This window comes from Aeromonas sp. MR16, assembly GCF_022549315.1.
GTDB classification, from domain to species: domain Bacteria; phylum Pseudomonadota; class Gammaproteobacteria; order Enterobacterales; family Aeromonadaceae; genus Aeromonas; species Aeromonas aquatica.
In genome coordinates, this window is sequence record NZ_JAKZFK010000035.1 from 1 (window position 1) to 13503 (window position 13503).

At 58.8% G+C, this 13503-nt stretch carries 13 protein-coding genes and 1 pseudogene; 10 read left to right on the forward strand and 4 right to left on the reverse strand.

Going from position 1 to position 13503, the window contains the following annotated elements; all coding sequences use genetic code 11:
• Positions 1–1029: pseudogene (locus MM194_RS18810) on the reverse strand (IS3 family transposase); the annotation flags it as partial.
• A 113-nt stretch (positions 1030–1142) separates the two neighbouring features.
• Entirely contained in the window at positions 1143–4316 is a 3174-nt protein-coding gene (rne, locus tag MM194_RS18815) for a ribonuclease E (protein WP_241344452.1), read from the reverse strand.
• Positions 4317–4729: 413 nt separating this feature from the next.
• Between rne and rluC the strand changes: the two genes are divergently transcribed.
• Both rluC and MM194_RS18825 read left to right on the forward strand, forming a co-directional pair.
• Positions 4730–5674: a 23S rRNA pseudouridine(955/2504/2580) synthase RluC gene (gene rluC / locus MM194_RS18820; protein ID WP_202963165.1), complete on the forward strand. Its 945-nt coding sequence runs from the start codon at positions 4730–4732 to the stop codon at positions 5672–5674.
• Positions 5674–6321: an HAD-IA family hydrolase gene (locus tag MM194_RS18825; RefSeq protein WP_241344455.1), complete on the forward strand. Its 648-nt coding sequence runs from the start codon at positions 5674–5676 to the stop codon at positions 6319–6321. The genes rluC and MM194_RS18825 overlap by 1 nt, the downstream gene beginning before the upstream one ends.
• A gap of 78 nt (positions 6322–6399) precedes the next feature.
• On the opposite strand, the gene MM194_RS18830 is transcribed toward MM194_RS18825, so the two are convergent.
• Positions 6400–6981 carry a nucleoside triphosphate pyrophosphatase gene (locus MM194_RS18830; RefSeq protein WP_033131804.1) on the reverse strand — a complete coding sequence of 194 codons (582 nt, stop codon included), beginning with the start codon at positions 6979–6981 and terminating at the stop codon, positions 6400–6402.
• A gap of 210 nt (positions 6982–7191) precedes the next feature.
• Between MM194_RS18830 and MM194_RS18835 the strand changes: the two genes are divergently transcribed.
• Complete coding sequence (locus tag MM194_RS18835; protein ID WP_052101148.1) at positions 7192–7842, forward strand: START domain-containing protein; 651 nt, start codon at positions 7192–7194, stop codon at positions 7840–7842.
• A 27-nt stretch (positions 7843–7869) separates the two neighbouring features.
• Here the strand turns inward: MM194_RS18835 and MM194_RS18840 are convergent, their stop codons facing one another.
• On the reverse strand, positions 7870–8256 hold the full coding sequence (locus tag MM194_RS18840) for a hypothetical protein (protein WP_241344456.1): 387 nt from the start codon (positions 8254–8256) through the stop codon (positions 7870–7872).
• Positions 8257–8584: 328 nt separating this feature from the next.
• Between MM194_RS18840 and yceD the strand changes: the two genes are divergently transcribed.
• From yceD to acpP, 7 genes are all read left to right on the forward strand, one after another.
• Positions 8585–9106: a 23S rRNA accumulation protein YceD gene (gene yceD / locus MM194_RS18845; RefSeq protein ID WP_033131802.1), complete on the forward strand. Its 522-nt coding sequence runs from the start codon at positions 8585–8587 to the stop codon at positions 9104–9106.
• Positions 9107–9127: 21 nt separating this feature from the next.
• Positions 9128–9295 (forward strand): 50S ribosomal protein L32, encoded by a 168-nt coding sequence (gene rpmF, locus MM194_RS18850; RefSeq protein ID WP_081966227.1) that lies wholly within the window; start codon positions 9128–9130, stop codon positions 9293–9295.
• 9 nt (positions 9296–9304) lie between these two features.
• Positions 9305–10324 (forward strand): phosphate acyltransferase PlsX, encoded by a 1020-nt coding sequence (gene plsX, locus MM194_RS18855; RefSeq protein ID WP_241344458.1) that lies wholly within the window; start codon positions 9305–9307, stop codon positions 10322–10324.
• 7 nt (positions 10325–10331) lie between these two features.
• Positions 10332–11291 carry a beta-ketoacyl-ACP synthase III gene (locus MM194_RS18860; RefSeq protein WP_033132169.1) on the forward strand — a complete coding sequence of 320 codons (960 nt, stop codon included), beginning with the start codon at positions 10332–10334 and terminating at the stop codon, positions 11289–11291.
• A 73-nt stretch (positions 11292–11364) separates the two neighbouring features.
• The gene (fabD, locus tag MM194_RS18865; protein ID WP_241344460.1) at positions 11365–12300 is read left to right on the forward strand and encodes an ACP S-malonyltransferase; all 936 of its coding nucleotides are present in this window, start codon (positions 11365–11367) and stop codon (positions 12298–12300) included.
• Between the two features lie 12 nt (positions 12301–12312).
• On the forward strand, positions 12313–13047 hold the full coding sequence (fabG, locus tag MM194_RS18870) for a 3-oxoacyl-ACP reductase FabG (RefSeq protein ID WP_241344462.1): 735 nt from the start codon (positions 12313–12315) through the stop codon (positions 13045–13047).
• Positions 13048–13204: 157 nt separating this feature from the next.
• Positions 13205–13441, forward strand: coding sequence for an acyl carrier protein (gene acpP, locus MM194_RS18875; RefSeq protein ID WP_005300909.1), 237 nt, complete (start codon positions 13205–13207; stop codon positions 13439–13441).
• The last annotated feature ends 62 nt before the right edge of the window (positions 13442–13503 follow it).

A 13503-nucleotide genomic window follows, 5' to 3' on the forward strand; every position in this document is an offset into this window, starting at 1 on the left:
ATCCGTCTGTCATCGAGCACCGGACCCCGTGCCGTTCATGCAATGACTGATACAACCCCGAGCAATACTGCACGCCGCGGTCCGAGTGATGGATAAGCTCCCCGCCGCCACATCGTTGCTTCAGTGCGTTCTTGAACGCCATCGCCACCGACTCGGCGTGCATCCCTTCGTGCACGTGATGACCCACTATCTTGCGTGAGTAAGCATCCGTCACCAGGCTCAGGTACAGCGGCCCGCTCCTGGCTGGCAGATAGGTGATGTCGGCGACCCAGACTTGCTCCGGTGCCACCGGCGTGACCTGCTCCGACCCTGCCTTGAGCAAGTTGGGATGACGGTAGAAGCGGTGAAAACTGTGGGTGGTCTTGTGATACGCCCGCCTGGGCTGCACCAGCAGACGATGCTCGGCCAATATCTGAAACAGCCTGTCCCGCCCAACCTTGAGCCCGCCATCATCCTGACCCTGCAGCAGATAATGCAGCTTGCGGGTGCCGACCCGCGGTTGTCGCAGCCGTACCTGACGCACGAAACGCACTACCTGCAGCCCCTGTGCGTGGCGCAGGTCTGCAACCCGATTGCGCTTGTAGTAAGCCTGACGGCTGATTCCCAGAAACCGGCAAGCCCTGACGATGGTCAGCCTCTCGACTTGCCGCTGCGAGAGGACTTGCCGGGTCGCTTTTTTACGATGGAGACACCGTAGTCGTTCTTCAGCACATCGACCACGGCCTCAAAGAACTGGGCCTTCTGGCTCATCAGCGCCAGCTGCTGTTCGAGCTCCTTGATACGTTGTTCGGGCGTCTGGTTGTCGGGGTCAGGCATGGTAGTGCTCCTGCCGGCGCGCACAGAAGCCCCCTGGCTCCAATCCTGCCGACCATGTTTACGCAACCATACCAGAACGGTGGAGCGGCCCTGAATGCCATATCGGGCCTGAGCCTGTTTGTAGGTGAGCTCGCCTTTTTCAATCTGCTCGACCAGCGCCAGTTTAAAAGTCAGCGAGTAATCGCGCTGTGTCCGTTTCACACCTTGTCCCATCGGGTTCTCCATTTATTGGGGGGGAAAGGTGTAAACCATATTCAGGACGGGACACAAACAAAAAAAGAGCCACACAATGTGTGGCTCTTTTATCAGGCTAGCAAGCTAGCGGATCAGGGGCGACCCGCCGGGCTCTTAGCCACGTTGACGGCAGCGGTGCTGCCACCGTGGCGGCCTGAGCTGGCGACCTCGTTACGAACCAAAGGTGCCTGGACCACCGGCTCACGAGTAGCCTGGGCAGGCACAGCTGCTGGCGTTGCCATGGGCGCAGAGGCCTTGCGAGCGCGGGCCAATACACCGGTACCCTTGTTGACCGATTTGGTCACAGGGGCGCTGGCAGCAGGCTCAGTCGGTGCAACGACCACGGCTTCAGGTGCAATGGCCGGGGCCACAACCTCTTCAACCTGTGGTGCAGGAGCAGACTCGGCGCTGACAACGGGCGCAGTTTCAACCGCAATCGGAGCAGGTGCCACCTCAGCTACGACGGCTTCGGCAACAGGCGCGTCCTCGGCGATCACAGCCACTTCGACTTCAGCAGTCACCGGCTCGGCAGCAGAGATTGGCGCCACGTCTGCGACGATGGCCACCGGCTCAGCGACAACAGCTTCAGCAACCTCGGCCGGGGCGGTAACGACAGCTTCGGCTTGCTCGTGAGCGTCTTCGGCGATGGCCTCGGCGATCACGTGCTCGGTCAGCGCCGCAGAGGCTTGCAGTGCGGCGGCAACGGCTTCGGCACTCGGGATGGTGACGACGGGTACCGCAGGCTCTTCCACTTTCACCTGAGCCGCATCCGCCTGAGCGGCCGCAGTCAGTTGAATGTCAGCTTGGGGCTCATCATCACGCTGGCCACGGGCATCTTCGTTGATGCGCTTGCGACGCTGGCCTTCGATCCGCTGGCTGCGCGGGGTACGACGAGAGCGGCGCTGACCGTCGGTCTGTTCCTCTTGCTCACCGGCCACGGCCTGGGCATCGACGACCTCATTCACCTGCTCGTCCACGGGCAGAGCAGGGGTCTCGGCAGCCACGACATCGACCCGAACCTGCTTGCGCAGTTGACGACGTTCGCGACGCTCGGCCACCTTCTGCTCTTTCTCCTGCTGCGGCTCGTCATTGACAATAGCAGTATCAAGCTGAACGGCTTCTACCGCTTCAACGACCACTTCGGCGCGAGGTTCGCGCGGAGCACGGGGTTCACGAGCCGGGCGCGGGGCGCGGGGTTCACGTTCCTGACGCGGCTCACGAGGTTCGCGATCCAGACGCTGTTCGTTGCGCTCACCGCGGGGCTCACGCTCCTGACGGGGTTCACGATCCATGCGCTGTTCACCACGGACTTCACGTTCCTGGCGAGGCTCACGTTCTTTGCGTGGGCGACGGTTGCGGTTCTCACCACCCTCGCGGTTGGCTGCGCCTTCACGCTTCTCACCGGCTTCCGCAGAGGGGCGGTTGCCGCGGTTGTCATCACGACGACCACGTTGGCCACGGCTGCGGGTTTCGTCACGTTGATGACGGTGACCCTCTTCTTTGCTCGCCTCACGTACGGCCGGTTTCTCGGCGGGCGCTTTCACGTCGCCAGGTGCCGCATCGGATGCGAACAGAGCGGAGATGGCCTTGAACAGTTTGCCAAACAAACCTGGCTCGGCGGCAACCGGAGCCGGTGCTACCACAGGGGCAGGGGCGGTCGGTGCGGCAGGCTGGGGTGCTTGAACGAAGCCTTGCAGCAGCGGTTGCTCGCGCTCGATCACCTGAGCCTGCTTCGGTTGGTAGACCGGCTTGGCAATCTCGGTTTTCAGCTCGTAGCTGGCCGCTTCTGCGATCTCACCCTTGCGAATGCGAGTGACCTCGTAGTGCGGGGTCTCCAGATGCTGGTTCGGAATGATGTAGACACGGATCTCATTGCGCTGTTCCAGACCGGCAATAGAAGCGCGCTTCTCGTTGAGCAGATAAGCGGCGACATCGACCGGCACCTGAGCGTGTACCTGCTCGGTATTGTCCTTCATGGCCTCTTCTTCGATGAGACGCAGGATGGACAAGGCCAGTGATTCGTTGTCACGGATCACACCCTGACCCTGGCAACGAGGGCAGATATGGCTGCTGGACTCGTTGAGGGAGGGACGCAGACGCTGACGGGACATTTCCAACAAACCGAAACGGGAGATCCGTCCCAGCTGGATGCGGGCTCTGTCCTGGTGCACGGCTTCACGCAGACGGTTCTCCACGTCGCGCTGATGGCGCACCGGGGTCATGTCGATGAAGTCGATGACAATCAGGCCACCCAGATCACGCAGACGCAATTGACGGGCAATCTCGTCGGCCGCTTCCAGGTTGGTCTGCAGCGCTGTCTCTTCGATATCGCCGCCCTTGGTAGCGCGGGAGGAGTTGATATCGATGGAGGTCAATGCTTCGGTCGGATCGATGACGATGCTGCCGCCGGAGGGCAGGCGCACCTCACGCTGGAAGGCTGACTCGATCTGGCTCTCGATCTGGAAGTGGTTGAACAGGGCAACATCACCCTTGTACAGCTTCACGCGATTGAGGAAATCGGGGCGAACCAGCTCGATGTGAGACTTGGCACGTTCGAAGATGACCGGATTGTCGATCAGGATCTCGCCCACATCGCGACGCAGATAGTCACGAATGGCACGCACGATCACGTTGCTTTCCTGGTGGATAAGCACCGGCGCCGAGCGATTCTGCGAGGCTTTGTGGATGGAGTCCCAGTGGTTGAGCAGAACGTTCAAGTCCCATTCCAGCTCTTCCGGGGACTTGCCCACACCGGCGGTACGCACGATGAGGCCCATGCCGTCCGGCACGGTCAGACCATTCAGGGCTTCCTTCAACTCGGTCCGCTCGTCACCCTCGATACGACGGGAAATGCCGCCAGCACGGGGGTTGTTCGGCATCAGCACCAGGTAGCTGCCGGCCAGACTGATAAAGGTGGTGAGGGCTGCACCCTTGGTGCCACGCTCTTCCTTATCGATCTGGACGATGACTTCCTGGCCTTCGCGGACCACTTCTTTGATGTTGGGACGACCCTGATAGGAATAACCGGAGGGGAAGTAATTGCGGGCGATTTCCTTCAATGGCAGGAAACCGTGGCGCTCGGCGCCATAGTCAACAAAAGCAGCTTCAAGACTGGGTTCTACGCGGGTGATTTTACCCTTGTAAATGTTCGCTTTCTTCTGCTCGTGTCCCGGACTTTCAATATCCAAATCGTAGAGCTGTTGTCCGTCAACCAGCGCTACGCGCAACTCCTCTTCCTGAGTCGCGTTGATTAGCATTCTTTTCATTGAGTTCTCATTATTTTGTCATTTTGATTCCTCCACAGGATCCTGCCGGCGCCGGCCTCGGGTCTTCAGCATGCTTGGGCAACCTCCCGGTTGGGGCATGCATGAGGCGCAAACTAAGGGCACTCTGGTTCTGCCTTCTCGAGAAGGCACGAATTAAGGATACCGATGTGGAGACAATTAAATCGGTTCTGTTTGCGTTCTCCATGCGTTGTACCTCGCACCCGGGAACCGTCATGTTCTTGTATACACGGTGTTTCGGGATTGGGTGGCATAAATTTTGGCCACTTAGTACAAGGCTTGAACACAATGACAAAACCTTGTTTATTATCCCATTTAAACCACTTTTATAGCAAGACGCCATTTTTTAACAAAGCATGCAGCCAAGGACCACCGGCAGTGTTAAAATCCGCGCCATGACACAGATACATCAACAAGTGCAGCTGCTCACCATCGAAGCTGAGCATGAAGGGCAGCGCATCGACAATTTTCTCAAGACTCAGCTAAAGGGCGTCCCCAAGAGCCTGATCTATCGCATCCTTCGTAAAGGCGAGGTGCGCGTCAATAAGAAGCGCATCAAACCCGAATACAAACTCTGTGTCGGCGACGAGGTGCGGGTGCCCCCCGTGCGCGTGGCCGAGAAGAACGAACTGCCCTCCGCCAACCTCGGCAGCATCCAGCGTCTGGAGAGTCAGATCCTGTTTGAAGACGAGGCCATGATAGTGCTCAACAAGCCGTCCGGCATGGCCGTGCACGGTGGCAGTGGCCTGAGCTTCGGGGTCATCGAGGGGCTGCGTGCCCTGCGCCCGGAGGCCCGCTTCCTGGAGCTGGTGCACCGGCTCGATCGCGACACCTCCGGCGTGCTGCTGGTCGCCAAGAAACGCAGTGCCCTGCGCAGCCTGCACGAGCAACTGCGCGTCAAAACCATGCGCAAGCAGTATCTGGCGCTGGTGCGCGGCCAATGGCAGCCCCACGTCAAGGTGGTCAACGCGCCGCTGCGCAAGAATGATCTGCAGTCCGGCGAGCGAGTGGTGCGGGTCAGCGGCGATGGCAAGCCATCCGAGACCCGCTTCCGCATCGCTCGTCAATTTGCCGAGGCGACCCTGGTCGAGTGCAGCCCTATCACCGGCCGTACTCACCAGATCCGGGTTCATACCCAGCATGCTGGCCATCCCATCGCCTGCGATGACAAATACGGTGAGGCTGCCTTCGACGAGAAGATGCGCGCTCAAGGCTTGAAACGGCTGTTCCTGCACGCCTGGAAGCTCAGTTTCACCCATCCGGTCGACGATCGTGAGATGCAAGTGGAAGCACCGCTCGCTCCCGAGCTCGACAGCTTCCTGAACAAGCTGGCCCGCTGATGCAAGATATCCGGCTCGCCATCTTCGACTGGGACGGTACCCTGATGGACTCGGTGGGGCGGATCGTCGCCTGCGTGCAGGGGGCCGCTCGGGATTGTGGCGAACCTGTGCCGACGGCGCAGGAGACGCATCAGATCATCGGGCTCAGCCTCGAGGTGGGCATTCCTCGCCTGTTTGGGTTGGGGCAGGGAAACGAGCGAGCTCAGGCCCTGATCGCCCGCTATCGCCATCACTATCTGCATGACGATACGCCAAGCCCGCTGTTTGCCGGGGCGAGCGAGTTGCTGCACCACTGGCACGCACAGGGCATCGCCCTGGCGGTCGCCACCGGCAAGTCCCGTCGTGGGCTGGACCGGGTATTGGATGAGACTGGGCTGCGTCCCTTGTTTGCCGCCACCCGTGGCGCGGACGAGGCGAACTCCAAACCCGATCCCCTGATGCTGACCCAGATCCTGGATGAGCTGGACTTGGTGTCCGGACAGGCAGTGATGATCGGCGATTCCATCCACGACATGGCGATGGCAGAGGCGCTCGCCATGCCACGCGTGGGGGTTACCTGGGGCGTACATGACAGGGAGCGCTTGCAAGCCCATGATCCGGTTGCCGTGGTCGACACCATGGATGAGCTGAGACTGCTGCGGAGTTAGTGCCCTATACGACACAACAGCAAAACGGGAGCCTTGGCTCCCGTTTTTTATCTCGTCATTTTTTATTTTTATAGCAAATTATGGCAAGGCCAAACCATGGCGCGCCAGTAGCTCGATCAGACCGATAAGGGGGAGGCCGGTCAACGCATTGGGATCGCGCCCCTCCAGCCCCTTGAACAACACTATGCCCATGCCTTCACACTTGAAGCTGCCCGCGCAATCGAGGGGTAACTCCGCTTCCACATAGCGGCGAATGGCGGCCTCATCGAGGTGGCGAAAATGCACGGTGAAGGGTTCAACCAGCTGCTCTGCCTTGCCACTGGCCGCATCCAGCACGCAGAGGCCGGTATAGAAGGTGACACTCTTGCCTTGCGCCGCCATCAGCTGCGCCACCGCCTTCTCTACCGTGCCCGGCTTGCCGAGGATCTGGCCGTCACACACGCACATCTGATCAGAACCAATGATTAACCCCTGATCATGGTGTCGGGCGACAGCATCCGCCTTGGCAAAGGCCAGTCGCGCGACCAAGGCTTGGGCCGATTCATCCGGCAGAGGCGACTCGTCAACCTCGGGAGAGGCACATTGAAACGGCAAGCCAAGTTTTTCCAGCAGCGTCTTGCGATAGCGGGAGGTCGAGGCAAGGATCAGGGGGGCGCTCATAATCTGATGATATCCATTTATAAATCAATTGGTTGATTCTATATGGCAGCGTGGTTTGGCGCAAACAGACAGGCCGGTCAGGATCTCGATCCTGAGGTTTGGCAGGTAATAATCGAGAGCATGAGGGCGCATTGACTGGTCCCAGGACGAAGATGGGGCGGCTGCACGAAAAACGGCTATAAGCATAGGAGTGAGAATGGGGAGGCAAGGATGAAAAAATGTTGTGCACTGGCCTTGATGTTGATCACTTTCTCGAGCTGGGGGCAGGGGTGGCAACCTCAGCAGGGGGAGGGGGGAGTCAACATCTGGACCCAGCCACGTCCACCGGGTCCCTACCTGGCGCTTCGCCTGGAGATGCGCGTCATGGCCGAACCTACTGCGCTCCTGACCGTGCTGCGTGATACCAGTCGGCACCGGGAGTGGCTGCCCAAGAGCCGCGAGGTGCGGGTGCTGGCAAGATCCGGTGCCGATGATGAACTGGTCTATACCCTACTGGAATCCCCCTGGCCGGTGCAGGACAGGGAGCTCATCACCCGCTCCCATGTGTCGAGACGGGCCGACTGCGGATTGGCGCTCAAGGTTTGGGCCGAGCCCGATGCGCTGCGTGAGCAGCCGGGTCTGGTGCGGATCCGGGCCAGCGATGGGCGCTGGGAAGCCCTGCCACAACCAGATGGGAGTACCTTGGTCCGGCTTGAAACTTACACCAACCCGGGCAACAGCCTGCCGGGCTGGATAGTCAATCCGGTCGCCATCAAGGCGGCTCTAGAAAGCTTCCAAGCCATTCGCCGCCTGATGGAGGCTATGCCTCGGCATCAGCCATCCCTGTTGAGCGCAAAAAACCTTTGTACGGCCACCCCCTGAACCCTTGAGCGAGGGCGAAATATTGATTCAATCATCCATCACCAGCAGGGGGCAACCGGCCGGGCTATCCGGTCGGCTGGCAAGCACGGACTCGATGCGATAGAGGCCATCGTAGTCGGCCGTGCGTCCCTCTGTATTGGGGTTGTCTTCGAAATGCCCCGTCACTTCCACATAGAGCGGCTGGGGGGAAGCCGGATGACTTTCGTCCCGTTTGCTCAACTTGTCTCGCAGGGATTGCAGCACCTTGTTCTCACCCTGTATCCAGAACGCATTGTCCGCGTCACAGGGGATGAAAGACTCGATCTCCTGCTCCCGGTAGTCGTGTCCGGTGGTCTTCTCTTCGGCGGCCGCGGATGACTGCGAACAGATAATCAATAAAACCAGCGCCAACGAGCAAGGGATCAAGCCTTTCATAAACAAGCTCCAATAATGTCCTTCAATGAGATCCGTCATCATGTTGAGTACAGAACCTGGCGCAGGTCTGAACCACGACCAGATCCGGCCGATGAAGCAGGTCGAGCATGGAATTGAACAGGCAGGTAAGCTCACCTAGTTTGCCCGCGCAGCCGATGAACGGAGGGTTGATCGTGCAGGATCCTGTATTGGATCCCGCTGTTTGTGGCATAATCAGCTACCGATGAACGCAAGTTCCTGTCTTCAGGGGCCTGCGTGGTTAAAATCATCGGCGGTAAGGACTTTTTCCTTTGACTATCCCTTGTTGGACCTATAATATTCGCGCCCTATGCAAAAGGTGAAGTTGCCCGTTAAGGTTGATCCAGTCCGTAATGCCTTGAAGCTACTCGATTATGTCGGGATAGTGGAAAAGTCGCAGATGCCCAGACTGGAAGCATCAACCGAAGGCTTGCAAAGTGATGTGGACGTCACCCTGCAGTTTGGTAAAGACATCCAGAAGTTGACCGTTATGAAAGGCACTGCCCATGCCAAGGTCGAACTGGTTTGCCAACGTTGCGGTGAGACGTTCGAGCACCTTTGCGAAGCTGATTTTATCTACACTCCGCTGTTCGAAAGAACAAACGAGGAAGAGCTGCCGGAAGCTTATGAGCCCATTGAATTGGACGAAAACGGCGAGATAGATCTTCATCAAATCCTGGAGGATGAACTCATCCTCTCGTTGCCTCAAGTGGCTATGCATCCAATGGATGCCTGCCCGCGAGGAAACATGGAAATGACTTGGGGTGACATCGAGCCTGCTGATGAGCGGCCGAATCCCTTTGCAGCTCTTGAAGCGCTCAAACGTAAGTGAATTTTTAGGAGTTAGCCTACCATGGCCGTACAACAGAACCGTAAAACCCGCGCCAAGCGTGGCATGCGTCGTTCCCACGATGCACTGACCGCTGCAGCACTGACTGTTGATCAGACCAGTGGTGAAATCCATCGTCGTCACCACGTGACTGCCGATGGTTTCTACCGCGGTAAAAAGGTAATCGCTTAAGGATTGCCTTTGTCTACGCAAACTGTCGCGCTAGACATAATGGGGGGAGATATTGGCCCCTCGGAAACAGTGCCTGCCGCCGTGCAGGCACTGTCTCTTCTGCCTCAGCTAAAACTTATTCTGGTCGGTGACCAACACCAGACCGCCTCCTTGTTACAGCAACATGGCTTGCTGACTCATCCCCGCGTTCGGTTTGTCCATGCCTCCCAGGTCGTTGCCATGGGTGATAAACCGATCGTCGCGTTGCGTACCCTCAAAGACTCCTCCATGCGGGTGGTGCTGAACCTGGTCAAGGCCGGTGAGGCCGATGCTTGCGTCAGCGCCGGCAATACAGGTGCCCTGATGGCCATGGCCAAGTGCGTGCTCAAGTCCTTGCCCGGCGTCGACAGACCCGCGCTCATCAAGGCGCTGCCCACCTTGGGCGGCAAACGCACCGTGATGCTGGATCTGGGCGCAAACGTGAGCTGCGATGCCGATACCCTGCTGCAATTTGCGGTGATGGGGTCTGTGGTCGCCGAGAAGGTGGAGGGGATAGCTTCTCCCCGGGTCGCCTTGCTCAACGTGGGGGAGGAGGAGATCAAGGGGAACGATCTGGTACGCCACAGCGCGGAGCTGCTACGCCAGTGCTCCGCACTCAACTTCGTCGGCTTCATCGAAGGAGACAGGATCTTCAGCGGTGAAACCGATGTGATCGTCTGTGACGGTTTCGTCGGCAATGTGGCGCTCAAGACGGCCGAGGGGGTGGTGCGGATGATGGCCGAATTGGCCGGCTATCCCCGTAAAAAGCGCAGCTTTCTTGGTCGACTCGCCGGATTTATGTTCAAACGGCGTTTTTCTTACCTGAACCCCGACCAGTATAATGGCGCAAGTCTGTTAGGATTGCGCGGCATTGTGGTAAAAAGCCATGGGCGGGCCGAACGGCACGCTCTGTGTCATGCGATCCTGCTGGCCGCACAGGAGGCCAAGCATCAACTTCCATTGCAAATAGCGGATCGCCTTGAATCTGTCTTTTCCGACAGGGACTTATAAGAACTCTATGCATAGCAAAATTCTGGGTACTGGCAGTTACCTGCCGAGTGCGGTGCGTACCAATGCCGATCTCGAGCAGATGGTCGAAACCAGTAACGAATGGATCGTGGAACGTACCGGGATCCGTGAACGTCGCATCGCAGGGGCCGACGAGACCGTCGCCACCCTGTCTCATCAGGCGGCCTTGCGGGCGCTGGAGGCGGCGGGTCTGACTGCGGCTGATCTGGACATGATAGTGCTGGCCACCACCAGTGCCGAAAACGCCTTCCCGGCTGCCGCCTGTGAATTGCAGGGGATGCTCGGGGTGCCGGGGATCCCGGCCTTCGACGTGGCCGCTGCCTGCGCCGGTTTCACCTACGCGCTGGCCATCGCCGATCAGTTCGTCAAATCCGGCGCAGCTCGTCATGTGCTGGTTGTGGGCGCGGACGTCTTGTCGCGCATGTGCGATCCCAAGGATCGTGGCACCATCATCATCTTCGGTGACGGGGCCGGGGCCGTGGTGATCGGGGCGAGTGAGGCACCAGGCATCATCTCTACCCATCTGCATGCCGATGGTCGCTATGGGGAACTGCTCAAGCTGCCGCAGCCACACCGTGGCATGCCGGGTGCCGAGCTCGAAGCCTACATGTATATGAAGGGCAACGATGTGTTCAAGGTCGCGGTGACGCGCCTGAGCGAGATCGTGACCGAAACCCTTGCCGCCGCCAACATCGAGCCAAGCGAGCTCGATTGGCTGGTGCCGCACCAGGCCAACTTCCGCATCATCAACGCCACCGCCAAGAAACTTGGCATGGGGTTGGACAAGGTGATCCTGACCCTGGATCGTCACGGTAATACCTCCGCCGCCTCCGTACCCATCGCCTTCGATGAAGGGGTACGTGATGGCCGTATCAAGCCGGGCCAGCTAGTGTTGCTGGAAGCCTTCGGCGGCGGTTTCGCCTGGGGTTCGGCGCTGGTGCGCCTCTGATATCAAGTCGCGCCCTTGATATCCGTCTCGGGCGCCCGCTTGTCGATTTCGTCTTACCTTAAAGGAATCAATGATGACCCGATTTGCCATTGCCTTCCCGGGACAAGGCTCCCAGAGTGTCGGCATGCTGGCCGAACTGGCCGAGCAACACGCCGTGATTAAAGAGACCTTCGCCGAGGCGAGCCAGGTGCTGGGTTACGATTTGCTGGCCCTGGTCATGCAAGGCCCGGCCGAGGATCTGAACAAGACCTGGCGCACCCAGCCTGCGCTGCTGACCGCTTCCGTCGCTCTGTGGCGCTTGTGGCAACAGCAGGGTGGGGCGACTCCCGCCGTCATGGCAGGTCACAGCCTGGGTGAATATTCCGCCCTTGTGTGCAGCGGCGCGCTCAACTTTGCCGATGCAGTCAAGCTGGTTGAGCTGCGGGGCCTCGCCATGCAGGAAGCCGTGCCGGAAGGCACCGGTGCCATGGCCGCTATTATCGGTCTGGACAACGACTCCATCGCCGCCAACTGCGAGAAGGCAGCGCAAGGTCAGGTTGTCTCTCCGGTCAACTTCAACTCCCCGGGGCAGGTGGTCATCGCCGGTCACAAGGAAGCGGTCGAGCGTGCCAACGTACTGATGAAGGAGTCCGGCGCCAAGCGTGCGCTGCCACTCCCCGTGTCGGTGCCATCGCACTGTGCCCTGATGAAACCGGCCGCCGAAAAATTGGCCGCCGCGCTGGATGGGATCGAGATCAAGGTTCCAAGCATCGCAGTCATCAATAATGTGGACGTATCCTGTGAACAGGATCCGGCCGCCATCAAACAAGCCCTAGTGCGTCAGTTGTTCAGCCCGGTCCGTTGGACCGAAACGGTCGAGCGGATGGCAAATGACGGCATCACCCTCGAGATCGAGATGGGACCGGGCAAGGTATTGACCGGGTTGGCCAAGCGCATCGATGCACGCGTGGAAGGTGTTCACGCCAACGATGCTGGCTCTTTCGAGCAGGCGCTGGCCCAGTCCAAGTAACAGGAGCGAGTCATGAGTTTTACCGATAAGGTTGTGTTGGTCACCGGTGCCAGTCGTGGCATCGGTCGTGCGATTGCCGAAACCTTTGCGGCCCGTGGCGCCAAGGTAGTGGGTACCGCGACCAGCGAAAACGGCGCCGAGGCCATCAGCGCCTACCTGGGCGAGCAGGGCTGCGGCATGGCACTGAACGTGACCAGCCAGGAATCCATCGAAACTGTCTTTGCCGCCATCAAGGCACGCTTCGGCGAGATCGATATCCTCATCAACAACGCTGGCATCACCCGCGACAACCTGTTGATGCGGATGAAAGATGACGAGTGGAACGAGATCATCGACACCAATCTCACCTCCCTGTACCGTCTGAGCAAGCCGGTGTTGCGTGCCATGATGAAGAAGCGCCATGGCCGCATCATCAGCATCGGTTCCGTGGTCGGTACCATGGGCAACGCCGGTCAGGTCAACTATGCTGCCGCCAAGGCGGGCCTGGTGGGCTTTACCAAGTCATTGGCCCGTGAAGTGGCATCCCGTGGCATCACGGTGAACGCGGTGGCCCCCGGTTTCATCGAGACCGACATGACCAAGGCGCTCAACGAAGAGCAGCGCACCGGCATCATGAATCAGGTGCCTGCCGGTCGTTTGGGCGATCCGAAAGAAATTGCCGCCGCTGTGGTATTCTTGGCGTCTGATGACGCCGCTTATATCACCGGTGAAACCCTGCATGTTAATGGCGGGATGTACATGGTGTAATCAATTTGTCGTGAGATCTGTTCAAATTTGCGATAGTACGCCGAAGTTTGGCACATTTCGTGGTTTGACCAGCGGCAAGCTACTTGCAAACTCCAGTCAATTGAATAAACTACCCCAACCAGACGCAATAGCGTATTTTTAAAGGAAAATTCAGGTCATGAGCAACATCGAAGAACGCGTAAAGAAAATCATCATCGAACAACTGGGTGTTAAAGAGGAAGACGTTAAGAACGCTGCCTCCTTCGTCGACGACCTGGGCGCTGACTCTTTGGATACCGTTGAACTGGTAATGGCGCTGGAAGAAGAATTCGATACCGAAATTCCTGATGAAGAAGCCGAGAAGATCACCACTGTTCAAGCGGCTATCGACTACATCACCGCTAATCAGGAATAAGTTCCTGTTCTGAAAGAAGCGGCCCAAGGGCCGCTTCTTTTATGTTTACTCCCTCTCAAAAC

Excerpts from the sequence above, each read along its gene's own strand:
- rne (WP_241344452.1), bottom strand. The coding sequence starts at position 4,316 with ATGAAAAGAATGCTAATCAACGCGACTCAGGAAGAGGAGTTGCGCGTA.
- rluC (WP_202963165.1), top strand. The coding sequence starts at position 4,730 with ATGACACAGATACATCAACAAGTGCAGCTGCTCACCATCGAAGCTGAG.
- MM194_RS18825 (WP_241344455.1), top strand. The coding sequence starts at position 5,674 with ATGCAAGATATCCGGCTCGCCATCTTCGACTGGGACGGTACCCTGATG.
- MM194_RS18830 (WP_033131804.1), bottom strand. The coding sequence starts at position 6,981 with ATGAGCGCCCCCCTGATCCTTGCCTCGACCTCCCGCTATCGCAAGACG.
- MM194_RS18835 (WP_052101148.1), top strand. The coding sequence starts at position 7,192 with ATGAAAAAATGTTGTGCACTGGCCTTGATGTTGATCACTTTCTCGAGC.
- MM194_RS18840 (WP_241344456.1), bottom strand. The coding sequence starts at position 8,256 with ATGAAAGGCTTGATCCCTTGCTCGTTGGCGCTGGTTTTATTGATTATC.
- yceD (WP_033131802.1), top strand. The coding sequence starts at position 8,585 with ATGCAAAAGGTGAAGTTGCCCGTTAAGGTTGATCCAGTCCGTAATGCC.
- rpmF (WP_081966227.1), top strand. The coding sequence starts at position 9,128 with ATGGCCGTACAACAGAACCGTAAAACCCGCGCCAAGCGTGGCATGCGT.
- MM194_RS18860 (WP_033132169.1), top strand. The coding sequence starts at position 10,332 with ATGCATAGCAAAATTCTGGGTACTGGCAGTTACCTGCCGAGTGCGGTG.
- fabD (WP_241344460.1), top strand. The coding sequence starts at position 11,365 with ATGACCCGATTTGCCATTGCCTTCCCGGGACAAGGCTCCCAGAGTGTC.
- fabG (WP_241344462.1), top strand. The coding sequence starts at position 12,313 with ATGAGTTTTACCGATAAGGTTGTGTTGGTCACCGGTGCCAGTCGTGGC.
- acpP (WP_005300909.1), top strand. The coding sequence starts at position 13,205 with ATGAGCAACATCGAAGAACGCGTAAAGAAAATCATCATCGAACAACTG.